The sequence below is a fragment of the Streptomyces sp. NPDC006551 genome (genome assembly GCF_040611675.1).
In the GTDB taxonomy this organism is placed as follows: domain Bacteria; phylum Actinomycetota; class Actinomycetes; order Streptomycetales; family Streptomycetaceae; genus Streptomyces.
The window spans coordinates 21,505-42,140 of sequence record NZ_JBEXOT010000022.1 but is presented as its reverse complement, the minus strand read 5'-3'; the positions used below and the strand labels follow the sequence as shown (position 1 = coordinate 42,140).

The 20,636-nt window shown below is 73.2% G+C and carries 19 protein-coding genes, 1 pseudogene and 1 riboswitch; of the genes and pseudogenes, 16 read left to right on the top strand and 4 right to left on the bottom strand.

The genetic code is table 11. The features are described from left to right. The first annotated feature begins 6 nt into the window (after positions 1 to 6). From dhaL to ABZY12_RS20400, 10 genes and pseudogenes are all read left to right on the top strand, one after another. Positions 7 to 636 (top strand): dihydroxyacetone kinase subunit DhaL, encoded by a 630-nt coding sequence (gene dhaL / locus ABZY12_RS20445; protein WP_356892221.1) that lies wholly within the window; start codon positions 7 to 9, stop codon positions 634 to 636. Next, positions 633 to 1,036 (top strand): annotated as a pseudogene (locus ABZY12_RS20440) (PTS fructose transporter subunit IIA). Before dhaL ends, ABZY12_RS20440 begins: the two are co-directional and overlap by 4 nt. A gap of 45 nt (positions 1,037 to 1,081) precedes the next feature. Beyond that, positions 1,082 to 1,318: riboswitch (cobalamin riboswitch) on the top strand. A 28-nt stretch (positions 1,319 to 1,346) separates the two neighbouring features. Then, entirely contained in the window at positions 1,347 to 2,048 is a 702-nt protein-coding gene (locus ABZY12_RS20435; RefSeq protein ID WP_356892219.1) for an energy-coupling factor ABC transporter permease, read from the top strand. Further along, positions 2,045 to 2,455 carry an energy-coupling factor ABC transporter substrate-binding protein gene (locus ABZY12_RS20430; protein WP_356892217.1) on the top strand — a complete coding sequence of 137 codons (411 nt, stop codon included), beginning with the start codon at positions 2,045 to 2,047 and terminating at the stop codon, positions 2,453 to 2,455. The genes ABZY12_RS20435 and ABZY12_RS20430 overlap by 4 nt, the downstream gene beginning before the upstream one ends. Positions 2,456 to 2,461: 6 nt before the next feature. Continuing rightward, entirely contained in the window at positions 2,462 to 3,211 is a 750-nt protein-coding gene (gene cbiQ / locus ABZY12_RS20425) for a cobalt ECF transporter T component CbiQ (protein WP_356892215.1), read from the top strand. After that, positions 3,208 to 4,056, top strand: coding sequence for an ATP-binding cassette domain-containing protein (locus tag ABZY12_RS20420; RefSeq protein ID WP_356892213.1), 849 nt, complete (start codon positions 3,208 to 3,210; stop codon positions 4,054 to 4,056). Before cbiQ ends, ABZY12_RS20420 begins: the two co-directional genes overlap by 4 nt. A 246-nt stretch (positions 4,057 to 4,302) precedes the next feature. Then, a complete protein-coding gene (locus tag ABZY12_RS20415) occupies positions 4,303 to 6,327 on the top strand; it encodes an NADPH-dependent 2,4-dienoyl-CoA reductase (RefSeq protein WP_356892211.1) in 2,025 nt (674 codons plus the stop codon). 30 nt (positions 6,328 to 6,357) lie between these two features. Continuing rightward, positions 6,358 to 6,891: a PadR family transcriptional regulator gene (locus ABZY12_RS20410; protein WP_356892209.1), complete on the top strand. Its 534-nt coding sequence runs from the start codon at positions 6,358 to 6,360 to the stop codon at positions 6,889 to 6,891. A 90-nt stretch (positions 6,892 to 6,981) separates the two neighbouring features. Next, entirely contained in the window at positions 6,982 to 7,152 is a 171-nt protein-coding gene (gene rpmF, locus ABZY12_RS20405) for a 50S ribosomal protein L32 (RefSeq protein ID WP_356892207.1), read from the top strand. 5 nt (positions 7,153 to 7,157) lie between these two features. Next, positions 7,158 to 8,402, top strand: coding sequence for a GTP-binding protein (locus ABZY12_RS20400; RefSeq protein WP_356892205.1), 1,245 nt, complete (start codon positions 7,158 to 7,160; stop codon positions 8,400 to 8,402). 1 nt (position 8,403) lies between these two features. On the opposite strand, the gene ABZY12_RS20395 is transcribed toward ABZY12_RS20400, so the two are convergent. Further along, on the bottom strand, positions 8,404 to 10,317 hold the full coding sequence (locus ABZY12_RS20395; protein ID WP_356892203.1) for a heavy metal translocating P-type ATPase: 1,914 nt from the start codon (positions 10,315 to 10,317) through the stop codon (positions 8,404 to 8,406). Positions 10,318 to 10,432: 115 nt separating this feature from the next. Between ABZY12_RS20395 and ABZY12_RS20390 the strand changes: the two genes are divergently transcribed. Next, a complete protein-coding gene (locus ABZY12_RS20390) occupies positions 10,433 to 10,810 on the top strand; it encodes a metalloregulator ArsR/SmtB family transcription factor (protein ID WP_356892201.1) in 378 nt (125 codons plus the stop codon). Between the two features lie 24 nt (positions 10,811 to 10,834). After that, positions 10,835 to 12,223, top strand: a complete 1,389-nt coding sequence (locus tag ABZY12_RS20385; RefSeq protein WP_356892199.1) for an FAD-dependent monooxygenase — start codon at positions 10,835 to 10,837, stop codon at positions 12,221 to 12,223. A gap of 52 nt (positions 12,224 to 12,275) precedes the next feature. On the opposite strand, the gene ABZY12_RS20380 is transcribed toward ABZY12_RS20385, so the two are convergent. After that, a complete protein-coding gene (locus tag ABZY12_RS20380) occupies positions 12,276 to 12,440 on the bottom strand; it encodes a hypothetical protein (protein WP_356892197.1) in 165 nt (54 codons plus the stop codon). A gap of 239 nt (positions 12,441 to 12,679) precedes the next feature. Here ABZY12_RS20380 and ABZY12_RS20375 point away from each other — a divergent pair, with 239 nt between their 5' ends. Continuing rightward, a complete protein-coding gene (locus ABZY12_RS20375) occupies positions 12,680 to 13,435 on the top strand; it encodes a GntR family transcriptional regulator (protein ID WP_356892195.1) in 756 nt (251 codons plus the stop codon). Between the two features lie 83 nt (positions 13,436 to 13,518). Here the strand turns inward: ABZY12_RS20375 and ABZY12_RS20370 are convergent, their stop codons facing one another. Together ABZY12_RS20370 and ABZY12_RS20365 are read right to left on the bottom strand one after the other, a co-directional pair. Continuing rightward, a complete protein-coding gene (locus tag ABZY12_RS20370; RefSeq protein ID WP_356892193.1) occupies positions 13,519 to 15,051 on the bottom strand; it encodes an amino acid permease in 1,533 nt (510 codons plus the stop codon). A gap of 84 nt (positions 15,052 to 15,135) precedes the next feature. Next, positions 15,136 to 16,113, bottom strand: coding sequence for a hypothetical protein (locus tag ABZY12_RS20365; protein ID WP_356892191.1), 978 nt, complete (start codon positions 16,111 to 16,113; stop codon positions 15,136 to 15,138). Positions 16,114 to 16,474: 361 nt separating this feature from the next. Between ABZY12_RS20365 and ABZY12_RS20360 the strand changes: the two genes are divergently transcribed. Genes ABZY12_RS20360 through ABZY12_RS20350 form a run of 3 tightly spaced genes read left to right on the top strand, consistent with a single transcriptional unit; the run spans position 16,475 to position 20,609 of the window. Further along, entirely contained in the window at positions 16,475 to 17,926 is a 1,452-nt protein-coding gene (locus ABZY12_RS20360) for an FGGY family carbohydrate kinase (RefSeq protein ID WP_356892190.1), read from the top strand. After that, a complete protein-coding gene (locus tag ABZY12_RS20355) occupies positions 17,923 to 19,359 on the top strand; it encodes an FAD-dependent oxidoreductase (RefSeq protein WP_356892189.1) in 1,437 nt (478 codons plus the stop codon). Before ABZY12_RS20360 ends, ABZY12_RS20355 begins: the two co-directional genes overlap by 4 nt. Next, positions 19,356 to 20,609 (top strand): FAD-dependent oxidoreductase, encoded by a 1,254-nt coding sequence (locus ABZY12_RS20350; protein ID WP_356892187.1) that lies wholly within the window; start codon positions 19,356 to 19,358, stop codon positions 20,607 to 20,609. The genes ABZY12_RS20355 and ABZY12_RS20350 overlap by 4 nt, the downstream gene beginning before the upstream one ends. The last annotated feature ends 27 nt before the right edge of the window (positions 20,610 to 20,636 follow it).

Below are 20,636 nucleotides of genomic sequence, written 5' to 3'. Positions count from 1 at the left end.
AGGAGAGTGGCCGAAGTGACTGAAGCGACCGAGGCGAACGAGCTCGATGCCGCCTTCTTCCAGCGCTGGCTGAGCGTCGCCGCTGCCGCCGTCGACCGTGAGGCCGACCGTCTCACCGAGCTCGACTCGGCGATCGGCGACGCCGACCACGGCTCCAATCTGAAGCGGGGGTTCGCCGCCGTGACGGACGTCCTGGAGAAGGAGCCGCCCGCCACACCCGGGGCCGTACTCACCACCGCCGGACGGCAATTGATCTCCACCGTCGGTGGCGCCTCCGGGCCGCTGTACGGGACGCTTCTGCGCCGCACGGGCAAGGCGCTCGGCGACGCCGGGGCCGTGACCCGCGAGACGTTCGCCGACGCGCTGGCCGCCGGGGTCGCCGCCGTCGCCCAGCTCGGCGGGGCTCAGGTCGGCGACAAGACGATGCTGGACGCGCTCGTTCCGGCTGCGGAGGCGCTGCGCGAGTCCTTCGGGGCGGCCCGGACGGCGGCCGAGGAGGGCGCGCTCGCGACCGTACCGCTGCAGGCCCGCAAGGGCCGCGCCAGCTATCTGGGCGAACGGTCGATCGGGCACCAGGACCCAGGGGCCACCTCGTCCGCGCTGCTGATCGCCGCCCTCGCGGAGGTGGCCGGATGAGCGGGCAGGTCGGCATCGTCCTCGTCTCGCACAGCGCCGCCGTCGCCGCGGCCGTGGCCGAACTCGCCCAGGCTCTCTCGGGCGGCGGTCCCTCCGCACCGATCGCGCCCGCCGGCGGCACCCCGGACGGCGGCCTCGGCACCAGCTCCGAGCTGATCGCCGAGGCTGCGAAGGCGGTCGACCGGGGCGCGGGGTGGCCCTTCTCGTCGATCTCGGCAGCGCCGTACTGACCGTCAAGGCGCTGCTCGCCGAGGGCGACGAGCTGCCCGAGGGGGCGCGGCTCGTGGACGCGCCCTTAGTGGAGGGCGCGATCGCCGCCCTCGTCACGGCGACGGCGGGCGGGGACCTGGACGCCGTGGAGGCCGCGGCCGCGGAGGCGTACACGTACCGGAAGGGGTGAGCGGGCGGGGGGCGACCGCCCCTCACGGGCCGTACCGGGAGGCGACCGTGTTGTGATGTACCTGGTCAACGCACTAGTGTCGCAGGGCCTTGGTGTACGGGAAACCGGTGCAGTACCGGTGCGGCCCTCGCCACTGTGATCGGGAGGTCCGGCTCCACCCCCTTGGGGAGAACCCTCAGGGGAGCCACTGCACCACCGCGGGAGACCGTTGCGGTGTGGGAAGGCGGAGTCCGGGCGGCATGACCGTCAGCCAGGAGACCGGCCAAGGTGCGTTGTCCATCCACGAGGTGCTGGAGAGGGTCTCCCAACCATGCATATCGCCGAGGGGTATCTGCCCCCTGTGCACGCGGCCGCCTGGGGCGTCGCGTCCGCGCCGTTCGTCGTCCACGGGGTCCGGGCCCTGACCCGTGAGGTCAAGGCCCATCCCGAATCCACCCTGTTGCTGGGCGCCTCCGGCGCCTTCACCTTCGTCCTGTCCGCGCTCAAGATTCCGTCGGTGACGGGCAGTTGCTCGCACCCCACCGGCACGGGCCTCGGCGCGATCCTGTTCCGGCCGCCCGTGATGGCGGTCCTCGGCACGATCACGCTGCTCTTCCAGGCGCTGCTCCTGGCCCACGGCGGACTCACCACCCTCGGCGCCAACGTCTTCTCGATGGCTGTCGTCGGGCCGTGGGCCGGGTACGGGGCGTACCGGCTGCTGCGCCGGTTCGACGTGCCGCTGATGGTGAGCGTGTTCTTCGGCGCGTTCGTCGCCGACCTGTCCACGTACTGCGTCACCAGCGTGCAGCTGGCGCTGGCGTTCCCGGACCCGGCCAGCGGCATGCTCGGCGCGCTGGCGAAGTTCGGCGGGATCTTCGCCGTCACGCAGCTGCCGCTCGCGGTGAGCGAGGGTCTGCTCACGGTGCTCGTGATGCGTCTGCTGGCGCAGTCGAGCAAGGGGGATCTGACCCGGCTCGGGGTGCTGCTTCCCGGTGCCGGGAAGAGCGAGACCACGGAGGCGGTCGCCCGATGAGCAGGAACACGAAGATCAACGCCCTGCTGCTGCTCGCCGTCGCCGCGCTGGCGGTGCTGCCGCTGGTCCTGGGGCTCGGCGACCACAAGGAGGAGCCGTTCGCGGGGGCCGACGCCGAGGCGGAGGCCGCGATCACGGAGATCCGGCCCGATTACGAGCCGTGGTTCAGCCCGCTGTACGAGCCTCCGTCCGGCGAGGTCGAGTCGGCGCTGTTCGCGCTCCAGGCGGCCATCGGCGCCGGTGTCCTCGCGTACTACTTCGGTCTGCGGCGCGGGCGTCGGCAGGGCGAGGAGCGGGCGGCGGCGAAGGTTCCGCCGGCGGCGCAGGACGCGCCGAGCTCCCAGGGGGCGCGGGAGACGCGGGCGGCGCAGGCGGCGATGGGGTCGCGGGCCCCGGGCGACGAGTAGGCCTCGATGCTGCCGATCGACGCGGCGGCGCACAGCAGTCGCTGGCGCCGCCGTCACCCGTGCGAGAAGGCCGCGCTGGGCTTCGGCCTGACGCTGTGCGCGGTCTGTCTGCCGCCGTGGCCGGGCGCCGTCCTGGTCGCGGCGGTCACCCTCGCGGTGCTCCTCGGTCCCGCCGGAGTGCCCGGTCGTCAGCTGTGGCGGGCGTTCCGGATCCCGCTGGGTTTCTGTGTGACGGGCGCGGTGCCGCTGCTGTTCGAGGTGGGAGGAGCGCGCGGCTTCGTCGCCCTGGCGCCGGAAGGTCCGCTGCACGCCGGTGAGCTGCTGTTGCGCACGTCGGCCGCGTCGCTGGGGGTGCTGCTGTTCGCGTTCACCACGCCCGTCTCGGACGTGTTGCCCCGGCTCGTACGGGCGGGGGTGCCGGCGCCGGTCGTGGACGTCGCCCTCGTGATGTACAGGATCAGCTTTCTGCTGCTCGACTCCCTGGCCAAGATCCGGCAGGCCCAGGCGGCCCGGCTGGGGCTGACGACGCGGGCGGCCACCTGGCGCTCGCTCGCCGGGCTCGGCGCGACGGCGTTCGTGCGCGCCTTCGACCGGGCGCAGCGGCTGCAGACGGGGCTCGCGGGGCGGGGGTACGACGGGACCCTGCGGGTCCTGGTGCCCGGTGCGGCGGTCTCGCGGCGGTTCCTGGCGGCGACGGCCGGGCTGCTGGCCGGCGTCGTCGCTCTCACTCTCGTACTGGAAAGGTCCCTGCCGTGAGTCTTCGTTCCCCTGTCGTGGAACTGGTGAGGGCGGGCTTCGCCTATGAGGACGGGCCCGCCGTCCTGGACGGGATCGACTTCGCCGTGCCGGAGGGGCGGGCGCTGGCGCTGCTCGGGAGGAACGGAAGCGGCAAGACGACGCTGCTGCGGCTGCTGAGCGGAGGCCTGCGGTGCGGCAGCGGCGCGCTTCGGCTGGACGGCGAGGAGGTGTCGTACGACCGGAAGGGTCTGACCCGGTTGCGCACGACCGTGCAGCTGGTCGTGCAGGACCCGGACGACCAGCTGTTCGCGGCGTCGGTCGGCCAGGACGTGTCGTTCGGGCCGATGAACCTGGGGCTGCCGGAGGAGGAGGTACGGCTCCGGGTGCGCGAGGCGCTGGAGGCGCTGGACATCGTGGCGCTGGAGGACCGGCCGACGCATCTGCTGTCGTACGGGCAGCGCAAGCGGGCGGCGATCGCGGGGGCCGTGGCGATGCGGCCGCGCGTCCTCATCATGGACGAGCCGACGGCCGGGCTCGATCCCCACGGGCAGGAGCGTCTCCTCGAGGTGCTCGGGCGGCTGCGGGAGTCGGGCACGACGGTGGTGATGGCGACGCACGATGTCGATCTGGCCCTGCGCTGGGCGGACGAGGCGGCGGTGCTGTCACCGGAGGGCCTGCGGACGGGCCCGATCACCGATCTCCTCGCGGACGAGGCGCTGCTCGCGGCGGCGCGGCTCCGTCAGCCGTGGGGCATGGCGGTGACCCGCCTGCTGCGCGCCCACGGGCTCCTCCCGGAGGGCGAGAAGGGTCCCCGCACGGCGGAGGACCTGGCCGCGTGGGCGAGCGTGCCTGGCGCCTCGTAGCCGGGGCCCGACGGCCTCCGGGCCCCGGCCCGCGTGCCGGGGGCGCGTGCCTGGCCACGGTCGACGCTCACACCGGCAACCGCCCGCCCGCCCTGTCGCCGAGGTCCGGGCCGCCGCCGACCCCGGTGGCGTCCTGGCCGGCGGACGTAGCGCAGATCACGCTCCCACCGTTATGCAACTTGTTGCACAACGCGCCTCCGGTCGTCTACAACAGAGCGTGACGACCCTGCGCGAGGAGACGCCCCCATGGCCCCGATCACCCCGTACCCGCATCTGCTGAGCCCGCTCGACCTCGGGTTCACCACCCTGCCCAACCGGGTGCTCATGGGCTCCATGCATGTCGGCCTCGAGGAGACCGAGAACGGCTTCGCGCGGATGGCCGCCTTCTACGCCGAGCGCGCCCGAGGCGGTGTCGGGCTCATCGTGACCGGCGGTATCGCGCCGAACGAGGCCGGGCGCCCCTGGGACGGCGGGGCCAAGCTCAGCACGGACGAGGAGGTCGCCGAGCACCGGCTCATCACCGACGCCGTGCACGAGGCCGGCGGCCGGATCGCGATGCAGATCCTGCACTTCGGCCGGTACGCCTACCACCCCGCCCTCGTCGCACCCAGCCCCCTCCAGGCGCCGATCAGTCCCTTCGTACCGAACGAGCTCACCGACGCCGAGGTCGAGCAGACCATCGAGGACTACGCCCGCTGCGCCGAACTCGCCAAGGCCGCCGGGTACGACGGTGTCGAGGTCATGGGCTCCGAGGGCTATCTGATCAACGAGTTCATCGCCGCCGCCACCAACCAGCGCACCGACCGCTGGGGCGGCAGCTACGAGAACCGGGTCCGCTTCCCGCTGGAGATCGTTCGCCGCATCCGCGAGCGCGTCGGCGAGGACTTCATCCTCGTCTACCGGCTCTCGATGCTCGACCTGGTCCCCGGCGGCTCGACGCTCGACGAGGTCGTCGCGCTCGCCAAGGAGATCGAGGCGGCCGGCGCCACCATCATCAACACGGGCATCGGCTGGCACGAGGCCCGTATCCCCACCATCGCCACCTCCGTGCCGCGCGGCGCCTACACCTGGGTCACCAAGAAGCTGATGGGCGCGGTCTCCGTGCCGCTGGTGACCAGCAACCGCATCAACACCCCCGAGGTCGCCGAGCAGATCCTCGCCGAGGGCCGCGCGGACATCGTCTCGATGGCCCGGCCGTTCCTCGCCGACCCCGACTTCGTCGCCAAGGCCGCCGCGGACCGCGCCGACACGATCAACACCTGCATCGGCTGCAACCAGGCCTGCCTGGACCACACCTTCAGCCTGAAGATCACCTCCTGCCTGGTGAACCCGCGCGCCTGCCACGAGACCGAACTGGTCCTCTCCCCCACCCGCCGGGCCAAGCGGATCGCCGTCGTCGGCGCCGGCCCCGCCGGGCTCGCCTGCGCGGTCTCGGCCGCCGAACGCGGCCACACGGTCACCCTGTTCGACTCCTCGGACCGGATCGGCGGCCAGCTGAACATCGCCAAGCGGGTCCCGGGCAAGGAGGAGTTCAACGAGACCCTGCGCTACTTCCGCGTCCAGCTCGACGCCCGGGGCGTCGAGGTCAGGCTGAACACCACGGCCACGCCCGAACTCCTCACCGGGTACGACGAGGTGGTCGTCGCCACCGGAGTCACCCCGCGCACCCCCGAGATCGAGGGCATCGACCACCCGAGCGTGGTCAGTTACCTCGACGTCCTGCGCGACGGCGCGCCCGTGGGCGAGCGGGTCGCGATCATCGGAGCGGGCGGCATCGGGTTCGACGTCGCCGAGTTCCTCACCGACGGCGGCGAGGGCGCGAGCCAGGACGCGGAGACGTACTTCCGCCAGTGGGGTGTCGACACGAGTTACGCGACCCGCGGCGGCCTGCGCACCCCCGAGCGGCCCCGGCCGCCGCGCCAGGTCCACCTGCTCCAGCGCAAGACCTCCAAGGTCGGCGCCGGCCTGGGCAAGACGACCGGCTGGATCCACCGCGCCGAGATGAAGCACCGCGGCGTGACCATGGTCGCCGGCGCCTCGTACGAGCGGATCGACGACGAGGGTCTGCACCTCACCGTCGACGGTGCTCCGCAGACGCTTCCCGTCGACACGATCGTGCTGTGCACCGGCCAGGAACCGCGCCGCGGCCTGTACGAGGAGCTGGTCGCCGCGGGCCGGAGCGCGCACCTGATCGGCGGCGCCGACGTGGCCGCCGAGCTGGACGCCAAGCGCGCCATCGACCAGGGCACCCGTCTCGCCGCCGCTCTGTGACCGGCACGGGGCGAATCTAGGATTGCGCGCATGTCCCTCCCGCACGCGATCCTGACCGCGCTGCTCGAGAAGCCGTCCTCCGGCCTCGAGCTGACGCGTCGCTTCGACAGGTCGATCGGCTACTTCTGGTCGGCCACGCATCAGCAGATCTATCGCGAGCTGGGCAAGCTGGAGCAGGCGGGGCACATCCGTGCCCTGCCCGTCCGGGCCCCGGCCCGTGGGCAGAAGAAGGAGTACGAAGTCCTGCCCGCGGGCCACGCCGAACTGACCGACTGGGTGGCCAGGACGGAGGACCCGAAGCCGATGCGGTCCGCGCTGCTGCTGCGGATGCGAGCCGCGGCGGTCGTGGGCGCTCCCGGCATGGTCGAGGAGCTGAGACGGCACCTCGCTCTGCACCGGCGGCAGTTGGAGGAGTATCTGGCGATCGAGGTACGGGACTTCCCGCCGGCGCGCCGGGAGAGCGAGCCGGACCGGCTGCGGCATCTGGTCCTGCGTGGGGGGATCGATCTGGAGCGCTTCTGGGTGGAGTGGCTGACGCACGCCCTGACCGAGCTGGAGGGGTAGCCCCGGCGTACGGCAGCCGGTCTTTTGTTAATGGGAACCATTTTCATGTAGCGTGACCACCACGTCCCGACGATGGAGGTCCGTTTCCCCATGGCCGTACCCAAGCGGAAGACGTCCCGCTCCAACACCCGCCACCGCCGCGCCCAGTGGAAGGCGACCACGCCCCAGCTGGTTCCGATCACGGTCGACGGCGTCGCCTATCGGGTGCCGCAGCGCCTGGCCAAGGCCTACGAGCGCGGCCTGCTGCGCCCCGAGGGCTGAGCGCGATGGCGGACACGGCGACGACGCCCACGGCGGGCACGCCCGCCGGAGCGCGGGACCCGCGCCTTCCGGTCACCGTCCTCTCCGGCTTCCTCGGAGCGGGCAAGACGACCCTGCTGAACCACGTCCTGTCCAACCGGGACGGCCTGCGCGTCGCCGTGATCGTCAACGACATGAGCGAGATCAACATCGACGCCGCGCTCGTCCGGGGCGGGGGCGCCGCCCTCTCCCGTACGGAGGAACGGCTGGTCGAGATGACCAACGGGTGCATCTGCTGCACGCTGCGCGACGACCTCCTCGAAGAGGTCGACCGGCTGGCCCGCGAGGGCCGCTTCGACCATCTCCTCATCGAGTCCAGCGGCATCTCGGAACCGATGCCGGTCGCCGCCACCTTCGCCTTCCCTCGGGACGACGGCGCCACGCTCGGCGATCTCGCCCGGCTCGACACCATGGTGACCGTGGTCGACGCGGCGAACTTCCTGCCCGAACTGGAGGGCGGCGACGGGCTCACCGATCGGGGCCTCGCCCCGTACGAGGACGACGAACGAACCGTCAGCGATCTGCTGATGGATCAGATCGAGTTCGCCGACGTCATCGTCGTGAACAAGCTCGACCTGGTGGCCCCCGCGGACGCGGACCGTCTGCGCGCCGCACTGTCGCGGCTCAACCCGGCCGCCCGGATCGTCTCCGCCACACACGGCCGGCTGCGGCCCGCCGAGATCCTCGGCACCGGGCTCTTCGACCTGGAGCGCGCCCAGCAGGCACCCGGCTGGGTGAGGGAGCTGAACGGCGACCACGTCCCCGAGACGGAGGAGTACGGCATCTCGTCCACGGTCTTCCGCGCCGAACGACCCTTCCACCCCGGGCGGTTGTGGGAGTTCGTGACGGAGGGCATGGACAGCGGCGCGTACGGGCGGGTCCTGCGCTCCAAGGGCTTCTTCCGGCTCGCGGGCCGTGAGCGGGTGACCGGGCTGTGGTCCCAGGCGGGCGCGGTGGCCCGCTTCGAGCCGTCGGGCTTCCTGGACTCCGAGCACGAAGGTCCGGGCCACGCACAGGAGTTGGTCTTCATCGGTACGGAGCTGCGGACGGACGCGCTCCACGCGGAGCTCGCCCGGTGCCTGGTCGCCGACGGGGAGACGGGCCCCTGGCGGGACCCGTTCCCCGAGTGGGCCGTCCACGGCCTCGACGAGGTCTGCGAGCACGAGCACGCCGCCCCCGCCTCTCCCCCGCCGCGGGCCGTGAACGCCTGACTCATCCCCGCTCCGCCGCCTTCCGCCAGGCGGCGTCGCGCAGCAGCCGCAGCCCGTTGAGCCCCACCAGGACGGTGGAGCCCTCGTGACCCGCGACGCCCAGCGGCAGCGGCAGGTGACCCACCAGGTCCCAGACCACCAGGGCCCCGATGCAGGTGCCCGCGATCACCAGGTTCTGGACGACCAGCCTGCGCGCCCGGCGCGAGAGGGCCATCACGGTGGGAACGGCGGCCAGTTCGTCGCGTACGACGACGGCGTCGGCGGTCTCCAGTGCCAGGTCGGAGCCGGCCCGGCCCATGGCGATGCCGGTGTGGGCGGCGGCCAGGGCAGGGGCGTCGTTGACGCCGTCGCCGACCACCAGGACCCGCGAGCCGGCGCCCTCCCACTCCCGTACCGCCGCCACCTTGTCCTGCGGCAGCAGCCCGGAGCGTACGTCCGTGATGCCGGTCCGTCCGGCGACCCGGGCCGCGGCACCCGCGTTGTCGCCGGTGAGGAGGGTGGGTGCGGTGCCGGTGAGCCGGGTCAGGGCGGCGACCGCCTCGGGCGCGCCGTCGCGCAGCCGGTCGGCGAGGACGAGCACCGCGGCCGGCGCGCCGTCGACGACGACCTCGACGGCCGTGTCGGCGTGTTCCCCCTCGGCCCGGCGCACCCGCACCTCGCGCCCCTCCACCCGTGCCCGGACGCCCTCCCCCGGTACGGAGGCGAAGTCGTCGGCGTCGGGGACGCGCAGTCCGCGTTCGCGTGCCGCGGCCACCACGGCGCGGGCGAGGGGGTGTTCGCTCGGCAGCTCGGCCGCGGCGGCGAGCGCGAGCGCGTTCTCGTCGCCCCGGACCTCGATCACCCGCGGGGTTCCTTCGGTCAGGGTGCCGGTCTTGTCGAGCGCGACCCGGTCCACGGCCCCGAGCCGCTCCATCACCACGGCGGACTTGACGAGCACGCCGTGGCGTCCGGCGGTGGCGATGGCGGAGAGCAGCGGCGGCATGGTGGCGAGGACGACCGCGCACGGCGAGGCCACGATCATGAAGGTCATGGCCCGTAGGAGGGTCGTGGTGAAGTCGGCGCCGAGGGCGAGCGGGACGGCGAAGAGCGCGAGGGTGGCGACGACGACGCCGACCGAGTAGCGCTGTTCGATCTTCTCGATGAAGAGCTGGGTGGGTGCCTTGGTGGCGCTGGCCTCCTCGACGAGGGCGACGATGCGGGCGATGACCGAGTCTCCGGCGTCCTTGTCGACGCGGACGCGCAGCGCGCCGGTGCCGTTGAGGGTGCCGGCGAAGACCTCGTCGCCGGGGGCCTTGGGCGCGGGCAGCGACTCGCCCGTGATGGTGGCCTGGTCGACGTCGCTCGCGCCGTGGAGCACGGTTCCGTCGGCGGGCAGCCGCTCCCCCGGCCGTACGAGCACGATGTCACCGATCCGCAGCTCGGCCACGTCCACCGGTTCCTCGGTCTCGCCGCCGCCGTCACCGGCGCCGGCGCCGGCGACACGTACCGCCTTCTCGGGGGCGAGGCCGAGCAGACCCCGCACGGAGTCGGCGGTACGGCGGGTGGCGAGCGCCTCCAGGGCGCCGGAGCAGGCGAAGATGACGATGAGCAGCCCGCCGTCGAGGTACTGGCCGATCGCCGCGGCGCCGATGGCCGCGACCACCATGAGCAGGTCGACGTCGAGGGACTTCTCACGCAGCGCCTGGAGCCCGGCCCAGCCCGGCTCCCATCCTCCGGCGACGTAACAGACGGCGTAGAGCGGTCCCCAGGCCCAGCCGGGGGCGCCGGCCAGGTCGAGCGGCAGCGCGCAGAGGAAGGCGAGGGCGGAGAGCGCCGCCCAGCGGACCTCGGGCAGGTCCGACACACGGGTTCCGCGGGTCGGGGGCGGGGCTGTCGCGGCAGGGGTGGCCGGGCTGTCGAGCACCGGGGATGCCATGGGAGTACACCTCTTCGGGTCGGACGTGGGGACGGGACGACGAGCAGCACCACCATACCGGAACACATGAAGAGGTCTTCATCTATCTACATATGAGCGCCGCTACGATGAGCCCATGGGACACGGAGTGAACGGCGAGACGACCCCGGCTACCCACCTGGACGCGGAGTCCGCGGCCACCATCGCCGCCACCCTCCAGGCGCTCGCCACGCCCTCCCGCCTGATGATCCTCACCAAGCTCCGCCAGGGCCCCTGCGGTGTGACCGAACTCGCCGACTCCGTCGACATGGAGCAGTCCGCCGTCTCCCACCAGCTGCGGCTGCTGCGCGCGCTCGGCCTGGTCACCGGCGTACGGCAGGGCCGCCGGATCGAGTACAGCCTCTACGACAACCATGTGGCCCAACTTCTCGACGAGGCCGTGTACCACATCGAGCATCTGCGCCTCGGCACCCGCGACGTACCCCAGGAGACCGTGGATACTGGTCAGTCCTAGATCCACGAACCGGAAAGGGCGGGGATGGGCGACGACTTGGGGCGCCGCGGCACACGTCACGCGGTGGTCATCGGGGGGAGTCTCGCGGGCCTGCTGGCCGCGCGGGTGCTGAGCGAATACGCGGAGAAGGTGACGGTCGTCGAGCGCGACCGCCTTCCGGAGGGGCCGGACGCGAGGCCGGGAACCCCGCAGAGCAGACACACCCATGTGCTCCTCGACAGTGGACAGCAGGCGCTCGAGGAGCTGCTGCCGGGGTTCCTCGCGGAGCTCGACGAGCTCGGCGCGCCCAAGGTGGGCATGCCGGCGGACATGGTGCAGTTGCAGAACGGCCAGTGGTTCCGCAGGACGACGGCGACGACCTCCCTCTACACCGGACCGCGCGAGCAGCTCGAATGGGTGGTGCGGCGGCGGGTGCTCGCCGATCCGCGGATCGAGAGCGTCGGCGGCACCGAGGCCGTCGGTCTGATCGGCGACTCGTCCCGGGTGCGCGGGGTGCTGCTGCGCGAGCGCGGCAAGGACGCCGGGACGCAGACCCGTCCACTGGAAGCCGACCTCGTGGTCGACGCCTCCGGCCGAGGGACGCGCGCGCCCGACTGGCTGGCCGCGATCGGCGCGGAGGCGCCGCACGAGGAGACCATCGACACCGGCCTGGCCTACGCCACCCGGGTCTACCGGGCCCCCGAGGACGACACGACGGACGCGCTCGGCTACAACATCGTGCCCAACCCCGATCAGGTCTACGGCGCCGTCGTCGTGCCCCTGGGCGGCGGGCGCCACGTGGTGACGCTGTCCGGTCTGCGCGGTGACGAACCCCCCACGGACGAGGCGGGGTTCGAGGAGTTCGCCAAGCGGTTGCCGCACCCGGTGGTCAGCGAGTGGCTGGCCAGGGCCGAGCCGGAGTCCTCGGTGTTCGGCTTCCGCAGGACGGCCAACGTCCGCCGCCGGTACGACCGTCCGGGCCGTCGACCGGCCGGCTTCCTCGCCACCGGCGACGCGTTGTGCACCTTCAACCCGATCTACGGCCAGGGCATGGCGGTCGCCGCGCTGAGCGCCGTCGCCCTGCGCCGGGCTCTGGCCGACCCGAAGCGCACGGCGACCACGCGGGTGGTGCAGAAGGCACTGTTCGACGCCTCACGGCAGGCCTGGGACATCTCCGCCGGCGCGGACAAGAAGATGCCCGGCGCGACGGGCAACGCCATGGATTCACGCGCGGTGGAGAAGCCCGTGGGCTGGTACCTGCGCCGCCTGCAACAGCGGTACGGCGGGGACCCGGTCGTCGGTGCGGCGTTCCGCTCCGTCCTCACGCTGACGGAGCCGATGACGGCGCTTTTCGCTCCCGAGGTGGCCCGCTCCGTCCTGTTCGGCCCGATCCCGTGGACGCCGCCCGAGCCGCCGATGCGGCGCGAGGGGTAGTACGCGTCGACGACGTGCCGCCCGGCCCGCCCGCGCCGGGCGGCACGCGCCGTCACCCGCCCGACGGCGCCGCCACGTCCCGACGGTGAACGCGGCGCCGGGACGCCGCCCGTAGCCGTCCCCGCCCGCGGGCGTGGCCGACGGCGAAGCCGGCGAGCGCCCGGCCGAAGGCGGGCGAGCCGCCGAAGCGGCCCCGGCGGCGACCCGGAGCGCTCATGTCGCCTGGTCCCAGGGCATCTCGCGGGCCGCCGCCCGCCCTTTTCGGCCCGCTCCGACGTCGTCGGCCTTGCGGCCTCACTCGCCTCTTCGCCCCTGTTTCCGGTGAAAACCTCTCCCGAGCGCGGTCCTCGTTTCGGCCACTCTCGCCGCACACCCCTTCCTAATGGTTTAGACCAATGATAGGAATGATCACTCACACGACCCACGTGATCACCCTGAGCAAAGAAGGGTCTGCACATGGCTGAGCCCGATCCCGAGCAGGTGGCCGCGGTACCGCTCTACCTCCGGGTCGCCGCCGCCCTGCGGGACGACCTCACCGACCGGCGCATCGCACCCGGCAGCCGGCTGCCGTCCGAGCGCTCACTCGCCCATCGCTACCACGTCAACCGCCAGACCGTTCGCAGCGCGCTCCAACTGCTGCGCGAGGAACAGCGCGTGGTGACCGACCGGCGCGGCACGTTCGCCGTCGGAGCCGAACAGCAGGCGCACGTCCCGCTGCTGACGGCCCGCCGCCAGTCCTTTCCCGGGGGCGCCGAGGCGGCCGACGCGCTGGTCCGGGCCGCCCTCGGCTGGGAGGCGCCCCCGGCGGCGCTGGCGGGCCGGCTCGGGCTCGCGCCCGGCGAACCCACGCTTGTCCACCGGCATGTGGTGCTGAGCCCCCGCGGGGTGCCTCTGCAGCGGTCGGTGTCCTGGTTCTCCCGGCCCGCGACGGCGGAGATTCCCCAGCTCGCGCGCTACCGGCGCGGCAAGGCCGCGGCCCAGCAGCCGGATCTGCGGCTGCTCTACCACTGGATGCACCAGGCCGGGCTGCGGCTGACGCGCCGCGAGTCGATCGCCGTGCCGGCGGATCCGGGGACGGGGGTCGGGGCGGCCGGCGCGGCCCGGCTGGTCGTCCACCGGGTGGTGAGCGACCAGCACGGCCACGCGCTGGAGATCACGGACATCGACTTCGCCGCCCAGACGGCCGCCTGGACCTACGAGTTCAGCGCCTGAGCCGGCGGGACGCGGGCCTGCGGTGGGGGGACGGCAGGCCCGGCGTCACGGCAGGGCACCGGCCCAGTTGCGCCGGACGTTCGCTACACGATCCCCTCGGCGATCTCCGCCTCCTCGCGGGCGCTGCCGTACGTCGAGGGGGTGCCGTACGAGCGGCGGGCGACGTACCACCACACACTGGCGAGGGCGAGGACGACCACGAGCGCGATGACCGCGTAGTTCATGGAGTCGATGGTCACCGGCGACTTCTGCGGCAGACAGAACAGCACGGTGACCACGGCCACCCAGATCACGGCGGTCCAGCCGATCGGCCGGCTCCAGCGGCCGAGGTGCCAGGGGCCCGGGGTGAAGCGCTTGCCCGCCCGCAGCCGCAGGTAGATCGGAATGGCGTAGGCGGGGGTGATGCCGATGACGTTGATGGCCGTGACCGCTCCGTAGGCGGTGGCCGAGTACAGCGAGGGCACCGCGAGGAGGGCGGCGACGGCGACCGAGAGCCAGACCGCCGGGACCGGGGTCTGCGTGCGGCTGCTGACCTTGCGCCAGAGCGCGGACCCGGGCAGGGCGTTGTCGCGGCTGAAGGCGAACACCATCCGGCTGGCGGCGGCCACCTCCGCGTTGCCGCAGAACAACTGGGCGACGATCACCACGAGCAGCAGGGCGGTGGCGCCGCCGGAGCCGAGCGCGTCGAGGAGGATCTGGGCGGGCGGGACTCCGGTGGCGCTGTTCTGCGTGCCCGCGTAGTCCTGGATGGCGAAGGTGAGTCCGGCGAGCAGCGCGAAGCCGGCGATCCAGGAGACCCAGATGGCGCGGACGATGCCCTTGGCCGCGCTGACCGAGGCGTTGGAGGTCTCCTCGGAGAGATGGGCGGATGCGTCGTAACCGGAGAAGGTGTACTGGGCGAGGAGCAGACCGACGGCCGCGACGTAGAACGGGTTGGCCCAGCCGGTGTCGTTCACGAACTCGGTGAAGACGAACTCGGCGGACTGGTGCCGGTCGGGGATGAAGGCGAGGGCTCCGACGATCACGGCGACGCCGGCCAGGTGCCACCAGACGCTGATCGAGTTGAGCACGCTGACCAGGCGCACACCGAACAGGTTGAGCACGGCGTGCAGGAGGAGGATCGCGAGGAAGATCAGGAAGGTGGATCCGGCCGTGGGCACGATGCCCCACTGGAGGTTGAGGAAGGCTCCGGTGAAGAGGGCCGCGCCGTAGTCGATGCCCGCTATGGCGCCGAGCAGACCGAGCAGATTCAGCCAGCCGGTGTACCAGCCCCAGCGGCGGCCGCCGAGCCGGTCGGCCATGTAGTAGAGCGCGCCGGACGTCGGATAGGCGCTGGTGACCTCGGCGAGCGCCATGCCGACGCAGAGCACGAACAACCCGACGCCCGCCCAGCCCCACATCATCACGGCGGGGCCGCCGGTGCCCAGGCCGAAGCCGTAGAGGGTCATGCAGCCGGAGAGGATGGAGATGACGGAGAAGCTGATGGCGAAGTTGCCGAAGCCGCCCATGCGGCGGGCGAGAACGGGCTGATAGCCGAGCTCTCTCAGCCGGGCCTCGTCGTCCTGGCCCTGTGTGGACCTGCGTATGTCGTCGTCGACGGGGACGGTGCGGGACATGCCGGAACCTCCGGGGGAAGGGGTGAGCGGGGAGTGAGCGGGGGCGACGTGCGAGCGGACAGTGGGCGGGGCGGAGGGAGCGGGTCAGCGGTCGAGGCAGCGGGCGCGGGCGCGCAGGAAGACCTCCTCGGCGAGGGCCCGGTCGTCGGGGCGCGCCGTGCGGTACGCCCAGGGCAGCACCGTGTAGTACGGCCCCATGGCCTCGAAGACCCGGGCGGCGTCGGAGAAGTGCTGAGCGCCGAAGAGGGCGTGGGCCAGGTGGTTCAGGTCGAGGGGGGACGCCTCGGTGGTGGCACAGAAGAGGAACCAGCCGTCCAGGGCTCGCTCGGCCTCCCTGACGGCGTCCTCGGCGACCCAGTGCAGGTCGAGCGCCCGCTCATGGCCGCACTCGCGCCGGTAGCGCTCGACCCGGACGTAGAGCGGGAGGGCGTGGAGGGCTGAGCCGACGGGCGCCGTCGAGGCCGCCCACCGCGCGTAGTTCAGGGCCTCGGAGAGCGGTCCCCGGCCGCGGGCGTAGAAGAACTGCAGCATGCGGTGGTGCGCCTCCCGGTTGTACGGGTCGCGCTTCTCGGTCTCGGCGAGGAGCCCCCACGGTCCGAGCGGGAGCACGGCGGCCGGCGGTTCCGCCCGGTACTCCTCCCTGTCCTGCTGTTCTTCGAGCGCGGCCAGGGCGAGCAGGCAGATCCACGGCACGGGGTCGGCGGGCGACCGTTCGGCGGCGGACCGACAGGCGTCCCATGCCTCCTGCCACAGTTCGCCGGTGCGGGGGTGGGCGGCGCGATGGGCCCGTACGGCGCGTTCCACGGCGACGCGGGTGTGCATCACGACGGCGGCCGCACTCTCCGGCTGCTCGGCACGCCAGGCGTGGACGACATCGGTGCCGGCGGCGACGGCGGCGAGGACCTGGGTGCGCCGGGTCCAGGCGGGCCAGTCGGACGTCTCGTCGAGCAGTCGGGCCATGGACAGCCAGCGGCCCGTCCGCAGGTCCTGGACGGCGTTGCGCAGGGCGTGGTCATGGCCCGCCGGGTGGTAGACGGGCCGGAAACCGTGTCCGCCCCTCACGGAGCGGGAGGTGCTGTGGGCGACATGGTTCCTCGATGGGGGTGGAGGGGTGGTCAGTCCCCGGCGGGCATCCCGGCCGTTGATCGGCGATCACTATAGAGCCCGTTGGACGATCGCGATCCACTTTCACTCCTGATCGTAACTATTCCGCCACCGACCGAATTTGACAGCAAGTCAGCGGCCGAGGAGGAGAGGCGCGGTTCGAGCCGTGACGGCTTGACGCGTCGCGGTGAGGTGCACCAGGCTTTCCGCTTCGTCGATCACTGTTCGTTCGACGATCCGGGTTGACGTTCCCGGATTGACGTTCCGGGGCTGAGGTTCCAGGTACGAGGTTCGCGGGTTCGAGGACGGGAGTACGACGATGACGGGGCCGGTGCTCGCCGTCGACCAGGGCACCTCGGGGACCAAGGCGCTCGTCGTCTGCCCCGAACGGGGTGTCATCGGCGCCGGGTCGGCGCCCGTACGACCCCGCTATCTGCCGGGCGGCCTGGTCGAGGTCGATCCACGGGAGCTGTACGACTCCGTCGTCGCCGCCGGGCGCGCGGCGCTGACACGGGCGGGCACCCCGGTCGTGGCCGTGGGCCTGGCCAACCAGGGAGAGACCGTCCTGGCCTGGGACCCGGCCGACGGCGAGCCGCTGACCGACGCGCTGGTCTGGCAGGACCGCAGGGCCGCCACGCTCTGCGAGGAACTCGCCGCGCACGCCGAAGAGTTGAGGCAGTTGACCGGGCTGCCGCTCGACCCCTACTTCGCCGCGCCCAAGATGGCCTGGATCCGTCGCCACCTCACCGGCGCGGGCGTGGTCACCACCAGCGACGCCTGGCTCGTACACCGTCTCACGGGTGAGTTCGTCACCGACACCGCGACCGCCGGCCGCACCGGACTCCTCGACCTGGACACGGCGGCCTGGTCCGGCTCCGCCCTCGACGTCTTCCGTCTGGGCGGGGAACGGCTGCCCCGGGTGGTGGACTCGGACACCGCGGTCGGCACGACGACCGCGTTCGGGCCGGCGCTGCCGCTCACCGGCCTGCTCGTGGACCAGCAGGCGGCGCTCCTCGCCCAGCGCGTGACCGAGCCGGGCGCCGCCAAGTGCACGTACGGCACCGGGGCGTTCCTCCTCGCGCAGACCGGCCCGGTCCCCCGCCGGGGCGACGCGGGGCTGGTGAGCTGTGTGGCATGGCGGCTCGCGGGCCGGACGAGCTACTGCCTGGACGGGCAGGTCTACACGGCGGCGTCGGCCGTGCGCTGGCTGACCGACCTGGGAGTCCTGTCCGGCGCGGAGGAGCTCGACGGCGTGGGCGGGACGGTGCCGGACTCCGGTGGCGTCACCTTCGTTCCGGCCCTGGCAGGGCTCGCCGCGCCGTGGTGGCGCGGGGACGTGCGCGGTTCGCTGCACGGACTGGGCCTGGACACGACCGCCGGGCATCTGGTCCGCGCCCTGTGCGAGGGGATCGCCGCACAGGTGGTGGAGCTCGCCGGAGCGGCGGCGGCCGGTCTCGGCACACCACTGACAGCGCTGCGCGTGGACGGCGGACTCACGCGCTCCGCACTGCTCATGCAGACCCAGGCCGATCTCCTCCAACTGCCGGTCGAGGTATCGGCGTTGCCGGACGCGACCGCGCTCGGCGTGGCAGCGGTCGCGCGGCTCGGTCACGATCCCGCTCTCGCCGTCCGCGAGGCCGTACCGGAGTGGAAACCGTCCGCCGTGTACGAGCCCCGGATCAGCGGCGCGGAGGCGAGCGAGCGCCTGGGCCGGTTCCGTACCGCCGTGACCGCGCTCCTCGACGGCCCCCCGGGAGCGTCGCGCGCATGAACCAAAGGGCCGTGACGCGGGGAGTGGTGACGCGCGCGGGGGTGCTGCCGGACACGTCGGCGCCCGGCGCCGCCTACGACGTCGCCGTCGTCGGCGCCGGAGTGGTCGGCTGCGCGCTCGCGCGTGAACTCGCCCGGCACTCGCTGCGGGTCGCGCTCGTCGAGGCGTCCGGCGATGTCGGCGACGGCACGTCGAAGGCCAACACCGCGATTCTGCACACCGGTTTCGACGCCGTGCCCGGCTCGCTGGAGGCGAGGCTGGTACGGGACGGGTGGCACAGGCTCGTCGCGTACGCCGAGGAGACCGGCATCCCCGTCGAGCCCCTCGGGGCGCTGCTCGTCGCCTGGGACGAGGAGCAACGGGCGGCGCTCCCCCGCCTCGCCGAGAAGGCGGTGCGCAACGGCCACCGTACGACCCGGCTGATCGGCCCCGGCGAACTCGGAGCTCGTGAGCCCCATTTGGGTCCCGGAGCGCTCGGCGCGCTGGAGGTCCCCGGGGAGTCGATCATCTGCCCTTGGACGACGACGCTCGCGTACGCCACGCAGGCGGTCCGCTCCGGGGTGGACCTGCATCTCGGCTGCCCCGTCGAGAAGGCCCGGCCGGGAGCGCCGCACCGACTGATCACCCGGCGCGGGGTACTGCGCGCCCGGTACGTCGTCAACGCCTGCGGGCTCCACGCGGACGAGTTCGACGCGCACTTCGGCCGACGCGACTTCACCGTGACGCCGCGGCGCGGTCAGCTGATCGTCTTCGACAAGTTCGCGCGCGGCCTGGTCCGGCACATCCTGCTGCCCGTGCCGGGCCGGCTCGGCAAGGGTGTCCTGGTGGCGCCCACGGTCTACGGGAACGTGATGCTCGGGCCGACGGCCGAGGACCTGGACGACAAGACGGCCACCGGTTCGACGGCCGAGGGGCTGAGGTCGCTGCGCGCCCAGGGCCGCCGGATCCTGCCCGCCCTCCTCGACGAGGAGGTCACCGCTGTCTACGCCGGTCTGCGGGCCGCCACCGAGCACGACGACTTCCAGGTGACCGCCCACCCCGGGCTCCGGTACGTCACGGTCGGAGGCATCCGCTCCACCGGCCTCACCGCCTCCCTCGCACTCGCCGCCCACGTCGTGGAACTGCTCGCGGAGGACGGTCTGGAGCTCGGCGCGGCGCGAACGCTCGCTCCGGTCCGGATGCCGAACCTGGGCGAGGCGTCCCCCCGCCCGTACCGGGACGGTGAACTGATCGCCAGAGACCCGGAGTTCGGGTCGATCGTCTGCCCCTGTGAACGGGTGACCCGGGGGGAGATCCGGGACGCGCTCGCATCGACGATCCCGCCGTCCACGCTCGACGGACTGCGCCGGCGGACCCGGGCGCGCGGCGGGCGCTGCCAGGGATTCTCCTGCGGGGCGACGGTACGGGCGATGTTCGAGGAGGCGAGGCCGTGAACCGGTCCGTGAACCGCTCGCCGAACCGCTCGGTCGATGTGCTCGTCGTCGGCGCGGGGCCCGCCGGGCTCGCCGCGGCCGCCCGGCTCGCGGCGGCGGGCGCGGGCCGGGTCGAGGTCCTGGAACGGGACGACGAGGCCGGCGGGGTGCCGCGCCACTGCGCCCACGGCGGCTTCGGTGCGGCCGAGCGGCGCCGCCCGGTGGACGGACCGGCATTCGCGCGCCGCGCGGTCGCGGCGGCGGCACGGGCCGGGGCCGTGGTGCGTACCGGTGTCATGGCCACCGGCTGGGCCGGGCCGCTCGCCCTGGACGTCACCGCCCCCAGCGGCCTGGAGACGATCACGGCGCGCGCGGTCGTCCTGGCGACCGGCGCGCGGGAACGTCCGCGGAGCGCGCGCCTGGTGCCGGGGTCGCGGCCGGCGGGGATCCTCACCACCGGGGAGCTGCAGCGGTCGGTGGTACTCCACGGGATGCGCGGGGAGCGGCTCGGGCGACGGGCGGTGGTCGTCGGCGCCGAGCCGGTCGCCCACCACGCGGTTCGGGCGCTGCGCCGGGCAGGCCTGGAGGTGGCGGCCATGGTGACGGAGGAGGGGCGCGGGCCGCTCCGCTTCGCCGCCGTGTCCGGCGCCGCGCTCCCTCCCCTGCTGACGGGGGCGACGGTGACGGAGCTGCTCGGTCGGGGCCGTCTCGCGGGCGTCGGGGTGCTGCACCGCGACGGGCGCGCGGGGACGATCCGCTGCGACACGGTGGTGTTCACCGGGGACTGGATCCCCGACCACGAACTGGCGCGGTCCGGTGGACTGTCGCTGGACGCGGCCACCCGAGGCCCCACGGTCGACGGTTCCTTCCGCACCACGGCGGCGGGGGTCTTCGTCGCGGGCAATGCCCTGCGGGGCGTCGAGTCGGCGGGGACGGCCGCCGCCGAGGGGCTCGCGGCGGCGGAGGCGGTGCTGCGCCGGCTGGCGGGTGATCCGTGGCCCGACGAAGGCGTACGGATGGTGGTCGAGCGGCCGCTGCGGTGGGTGACCCCGAACCGGATCACCGACGGGTCTCCCGGGCGGCCCTTCCTGCTGCGGGCGGACGCCCCGCTGGACCGTCCGGTGGTGCGCGTCGCCCAGGACGGTCGGTTGCTGCACCGCGTGACCCTGCAGGGCCGGTTGTGGCCGTCCCGTTCGGTGCGCCTGTCCTCGGCGTGGGCACGCGAGGTGGATCCGGCGGGCGGACCGGTGGTGGTGAGCACCGGCTCGTAGCGTCAGAGGCCTGGTCCTGTGGCATAT